This is a genomic window from Burkholderia sp. 3C, assembly GCF_054589155.1.
The window spans coordinates 264,105-269,360 of record NZ_BAAILN010000044.1; the positions used below are offsets into that span (position 1 = coordinate 264,105).

4 protein-coding genes are annotated in these 5,256 nt (G+C 71.4%); 1 reads left to right on the top strand and 3 read right to left on the bottom strand.

Features of this window, described 5'->3' with window-relative positions; translation table 11 throughout:
- The first annotated feature begins 320 nt into the window (after positions 1-320).
- The gene (locus ACYP33_RS07575; protein WP_459620762.1) at positions 321-1,652 is read left to right on the top strand and encodes an EAL domain-containing protein; all 1,332 of its coding nucleotides are present in this window, start codon (positions 321-323) and stop codon (positions 1,650-1,652) included.
- Between the two features lie 51 nt (positions 1,653-1,703).
- Here the strand turns inward: ACYP33_RS07575 and arfB are convergent, their stop codons facing one another.
- The 3 genes from arfB to ACYP33_RS07590 all read right to left on the bottom strand — a co-directional run.
- Positions 1,704-2,105, bottom strand: coding sequence for an alternative ribosome rescue aminoacyl-tRNA hydrolase ArfB (gene arfB / locus ACYP33_RS07580; RefSeq protein WP_414444363.1), 402 nt, complete (start codon positions 2,103-2,105; stop codon positions 1,704-1,706).
- Complete coding sequence (locus tag ACYP33_RS07585) at positions 2,102-4,462, bottom strand: AAA family ATPase (protein WP_459620765.1); 2,361 nt, start codon at positions 4,460-4,462, stop codon at positions 2,102-2,104. Before ACYP33_RS07585 ends, arfB begins: the two co-directional genes overlap by 4 nt.
- The coding region (locus ACYP33_RS07590; RefSeq protein WP_459620767.1) for a PD-(D/E)XK nuclease family protein at positions 4,459-5,256 on the bottom strand (798 nt) is incomplete at its 5' end. The genes ACYP33_RS07590 and ACYP33_RS07585, both read right to left, overlap by 4 nt.

Below are 5,256 nucleotides of genomic sequence, written 5' to 3' on the forward strand. Positions count from 1 at the left end.
CATCCGAACGCATTTCAGCCGATTCGGCGCTACTCCAATCGTTTGCGTCCGGCGAATCCGACGAATTCCAGAGGCTCCTTGATTTCGGCCGTGCGGGACCGTACCGAGGGCCGTGCGAATCCTGTCACAATTCGGGGCGTACGGCATTTTCCGTGGTCATTCATTCGGTGTAGAGTACGTGAGCGCGAGCCGCCGCAGATCAGGGAAACCCACTATTCGAGCGCGCCGCAAGCCTATTCCGACGTTTCATACGACACCGTGCGGTGCGCCGACGATCCCCTCCGGATCGCACCGCGTCCGCCTCACCGAAGCTACGCGCAATGCCACCGTCCGCCGAACTGACGCTTGAACATCTCGTCAGCCTGCTCGTTTCAGACGGCGCCGGCGGCTGGTGCGCGAACTATCGCGGCATGCGCCTGAGCAGCGTGTTCCAGCCGATCCTGTCGATCACGCACCGCCGCATCGTCGGCCACGAAGCGCTGGTCCGCGCCCATGCCTCGCCCGACGAATCGCTCGAACCCGAAGCACTGTTCGCACTCGCCCACACCCGCAACGACGCCCCGCTGCTCGACCGCATGACGCGCTGCCTGCACGCCGCGAATTTCGCCGCGCAGGATACCGGCCAGGGCTGGCTGTTCCTCAACGTGATGCCGCAGATGCTCGATTCGGGCAGCGCGCAGCGCGAATCGATCGACGAGCTGTGCGCGCACTTCGCGCTGCCGCCCACCCGCGTGGTGCTCGAAGTGACCGAGCAGCCGGTGCGCGACGAAGCCGCGCTGGCGCGCACCATCGACCGCATCCAGCACCGCGACTTCCTGATCGCCGTCGACGATTTCGGCACCGGCTTCTCGAATTTCGACCGGGTCTGGCAGGCGCGCCCCGACATCGTCAAGCTCGACCGCTCGCTCGTCGAGCGCGCGCAGCAGCCCGGCGACGCGCGACGCAACATCCGCCACCTCGTCACGATGCTGCATCAGGCCGGCGCGCTGGTGCTGGCCGAGGGCATCGAAACCGATCAGGCGTTGCAGGTGATGATGGATGCCGACGTGGATTTCGTGCAGGGCTTCCTGTTCGGCCTGCCCGACGGCTCGCTCGAACGGGCGAGCCACGGCGGCACGCAGCGTGTCGACGCGGCCTGGCAGCGTCATGCCGAGCGGCGTGCCGAGCGCTCGCAGCGCGCGCTCGCGGCCGGCCCCGGCTTCGAGGAACTCGAAAACCGCCTGCTGGACGCCGCGCACACCTATCTCGGCAATGGCGACCTGTCGGCCGCAACCGAACCGCTGCTGGCCATGCACGCGATCCGGCATGTGTTCGTGACCGACGAGAACGGCGTGCAACCGGCGCCGTCGATCACCCCGCCGGGCGCCGTGTCGCCCACCCAGGCCGCGCGCCTCGCGCCGCTGTTTCCCGAAATCGGCAGCAACTGGTCGCGGCTGCCCGTCTGGCAACGCGCCGTGGAAACGCCGGGCCGCGTGATCGTGGCCGGCCCGCACCACTCGCTGACGGCCGGCCGCGACGCCTGGACGGCCGCCGTGGCAGTGCCGGTGCCGCCGGACGGCCCGGTGCGCGTGGTGGTCTGCGCCGAGTTCGTGCCCGATCACGGCGGCCTTCACGAAACCGTCGACGCGCTCAGTTCCGGCAAGCCCCACTAAGCGGCATGCCGGCGGCGGCGCATCGCCCCGCCGCTGCTGCGCGTCCCGACCTCAATCGCTGACCTTCCCCCTGCCCGCCTTCACCGCGCCGCGCCGGCTCTTGGCGTCGAGCCGCCGCTCCTTCGAGCCGCGCGTCGGCCGCGTGGCGATGCGCGCACGACGCACCACGGCCACGTCCGCGATCAGCGCATCGAGCCGCGCCAGCGCCGCGACGCGGTTCTGTTCCTGCGTGCGATATTCCTGCGACTTCAGCACCACCACGCCGTCGCGCGTGATGCGCTGATCGGACAGCGCGAGCAGGCGCTCCTTGAGAATGTCGGGCAGCGACGAGGCGCGGATGTCGAAACGCAGATGGATCGCGCTCGACACCTTGTTGACGTTCTGCCCGCCCGCGCCCTGGGCACGCACGGCCGACAGTTCGATCTCGGCCGGATCGAGCGTATAGCGGATCATCGCGGCGCCTCCTCGTCGATGGGTTCGCGCGTGCCGGCTTGCGCGAGGCCGGCCTGCGCGAAGCGCGCGACCGCGTCGGCCATGCGCGCGGCCAGGCCCGAATCGCGCTGGGTGCGGGTGGCGATCGCCTGCGCCAGCACGGCGCGCGGCCCGATCACCTGCACGCGCTGGCGCGCCCGCGTGATCGCGGTATAGACCAGCTCGCGCGACAGCACCCGCCCGAACGCGGCCGGCAACACCAGCGCCGCCTCGTCGAATTCCGAGCCTTGCGACTTGTGGACCGTCAACGCGAACGCCGCGTCGTGCGGCGGCAGCGCGGCCGGCGAGACGGCGCGCAACTGGCCGTCCGCGCCACGGAACCACACGCGCAACGCGCCGCGCGGGTCGGGCAGCGCGATGCCGATATCGCCATTGAACAGGCCGAGCGCGTAATCGTTGCGCGTGACCATCACGGGCCGCCCCGCGAACCAGTGCGCACCGACCGCGAGCGGCACACGCACGCGGCGGCGCACCAGCGCGGCCAGCCGCTGGTTGATCTCGTCGGCACCACGTGCGCCGCTGCGCGTCGCGCACAACACGCGAAAGCGGTTCAGCGCATCGAACAGCGGCAGCGGGTCCGGCTCGGCGGCGGCGAGCGCGTCGCCCAGGCTGTCGCCGTACGCGGCAAACCCGGCCGCGAGACGGTCGAGCGTGGCGGCGGCGAGCGCGTCGCCGCCATCGGCGTCGAAACGCGCGGCGGCATCGGCGTCGGTCGAGAGCGTGTCGAGCGCGGCCTGCGCATCGCCACGGCGAATCGCCAGCGACAGGCGGCCAATCGGAGAATCGAGGCCGAAGCGGTAGTTGCGTTCGAGCCAGACGACGCTGTCGGCGAGGGGGGATAGCGCGGTTCGATGCGCGTGTTGCAGCGTGGCCGGTTCGAATCCGGCCTCAGGCACCGGCTCGCTGCGGATCGCACCGGACGCCGCCGGATGCGCCTCGTCGATCTGCCAGGTATCGAGCCACGACAGTTCCGCCGGTTCGATCCACGCGTCGAGCGGCGCGCCGGAGAACGTGGCGTCCGTCTCCGGCAGGTCGGGACGTGGCGCTTCGGCCGCGGACGGTGCGGAAGCAGCGGAAACAACGGAAGCAGCGGCATCGTCGTCGAAATCGAACAACGAGCCTTGCGCCGGCTTATCGGCCGCTGCCGCATCGGCCGCCTTGCGCGCCGCGACACGACGCACCGGCACGGCAGCCTGCGCCACCGAATCGTTCGCCCAATCCGGCTTGCTCGCCTCGCTCGGCAACGCTGCGACGAACTCCGCCGCGCTGACGCCGAGCACCGCCGCGATCCGCTCGCAACCGGCCGCGCTGAACGCCGGCCGCGCGCTCAATTCGGCAAACACCGCGCCGGCCTCGACAGCGGCAAGCTGATCCTTGTCGCCGAGCAGCACCAGCCGCGCGCCCGGCGCCAGCGCGTCGAACAGATGCGCGGCCAGCGCGACGTCGATCATCGACGCCTCGTCGATCACGACGAGGTCGTACGGCAGCGGATTGTCGCGATGATGGCGGAAGCGCCCGCCAGGCAGCCAGCCGAGCAGCCGATGCAGCGTGAACGAGGTTTGCGGCAGGCGCGCGGCCAGCTCCGGCGGCAGGTTCGAGGCGCGCGCGTGCAACGCTTCCTGCATGCGCTGCGCGGCCTTGCCGGTGGGCGCGGCCAGCGCGATGCGCAGCGCCGGCTGCATCTCCAGGAGGCAGGCGATCACGCCCACCACGGTAGTGGTCTTGCCGGTGCCGGGGCCGCCGCTGACGATCGTCACGCGCCCGCCCAGCGCCACCACGGCCGCCACGCGCTGCCAGTCGATCTCGCCCGCGCGCGGCGCGGCGAAAAAGCGGTCGAGGCTCGCCCGCAGCGCTTGCGGCTCGGTGCCCGCCCCGCCCGCCGGGGCATCCGCCGCGCCGGCCCGCGCATGCAGCACGAGCGCATCGGCCAGACGCGTCTCGTAATCGAAATAGCGCGCCAGATAGAGCCGCCCTTCCGGGTCGATCACGAGCGGGCAATCGGCGCCCGGCGCGGCGCGTCCGAACGCGGCCACGCCGCTCGCGGCCAGTTCGTCGCGCACCGCGTCGAGCGTGGTGTCGTAGCGCTGCGCGAGCGCGCCGAGCGAAATGCAGACATGTCCGGCCGCGGTCGCCCGGCTGGCCGCGAACGCCGCGCGTGCGGCCCAGCGCGCCGCATCGGACGACGCGCCGAGCCGCCGCGACAGCATCCCGATCCGGCGCGCGAAGCCTTCGGCCAGCGCCAGCCCGAAATCGGCGGGCTCGGGCAGCCGCTCGGCCAGCCCGCCGACGAAGCCGAACGGTTCGGTCAGGTCCTTCATGCGCGCTCCTTGCCCATCAGCGCGTCGAGCGCCTCGACGAGTTCGCGCGACGGCCGCCGCGCATGCACGCCGGCCGCCTGCCCGCCGCTGACCCAGCCCGGCCGCACGCCGCGCACGAACAAATACAGATATCCCGCCATATGCGTGTCGTAGTCATAGCCGCGCAAGCGCACGCGCAGGTAGCGATGCAGCGCGACCGTATAGAGCAGCGCCTGCAGGTGATACGCGTGATCGGCCATCGCCGCGTCGAGCGCGGCAGGCCCGTAGGCATCGGCTGTCGCGCCGAGGTGATTCGATTTCCAGTCGACGATCCAGAACCGGCCGTCGTGCTCGACGATCATGTCGATGAAGCCCTTGAAGAAACCGGCCAGCGTGCCCGCTTCGAGCGCGACGTCGGGATGGCCGTGCGCGACGAGCAGCGCACGCAGCGCGGCGAAATCGAGCGACACGGCCGGGAACAGGAATTCCATCTCGTTGAGCCGCCGCGCGGGATCGATCGCATCGAGCCGCAGGCCCGGCACCAGTTCGGTGGCGACCACGTCGGCCACCATGCGCAGCATCATCGCGGGCAGCCGTTCCGCCAGTTCCGGCTCGGCTTCGACGGGCCGCTCGTGCAGCGCGCGCCGGGCCGCCTCGGGCCAACCCGCCGGCGCGCCGAAATCGCTCAGTTCGAACAGCAGGTGCAGGCATTCGCCGGCCGCCGCGCCACGCGGGAACGCGACGATGTCGTCGGGCTCGGGCGGCGTGGCGGCCGTTGCCCCCACGCCGGCGTCGATGCGCGGCGTGAGGGCAAC

What these genes read in the sequence shown, in the direction of transcription:
- ACYP33_RS07585 (WP_459620765.1), bottom strand. Translation starts at nt 4,462, where the DNA reads ATGAAGGACCTGACCGAACCGTTCGGCTTCGTCGGCGGGCTGGCCGAG.
- arfB (WP_414444363.1), bottom strand. Translation starts at nt 2,105, where the DNA reads ATGATCCGCTATACGCTCGATCCGGCCGAGATCGAACTGTCGGCCGTG.
- ACYP33_RS07575 (WP_459620762.1), top strand. Translation starts at nt 321, where the DNA reads ATGCCACCGTCCGCCGAACTGACGCTTGAACATCTCGTCAGCCTGCTC.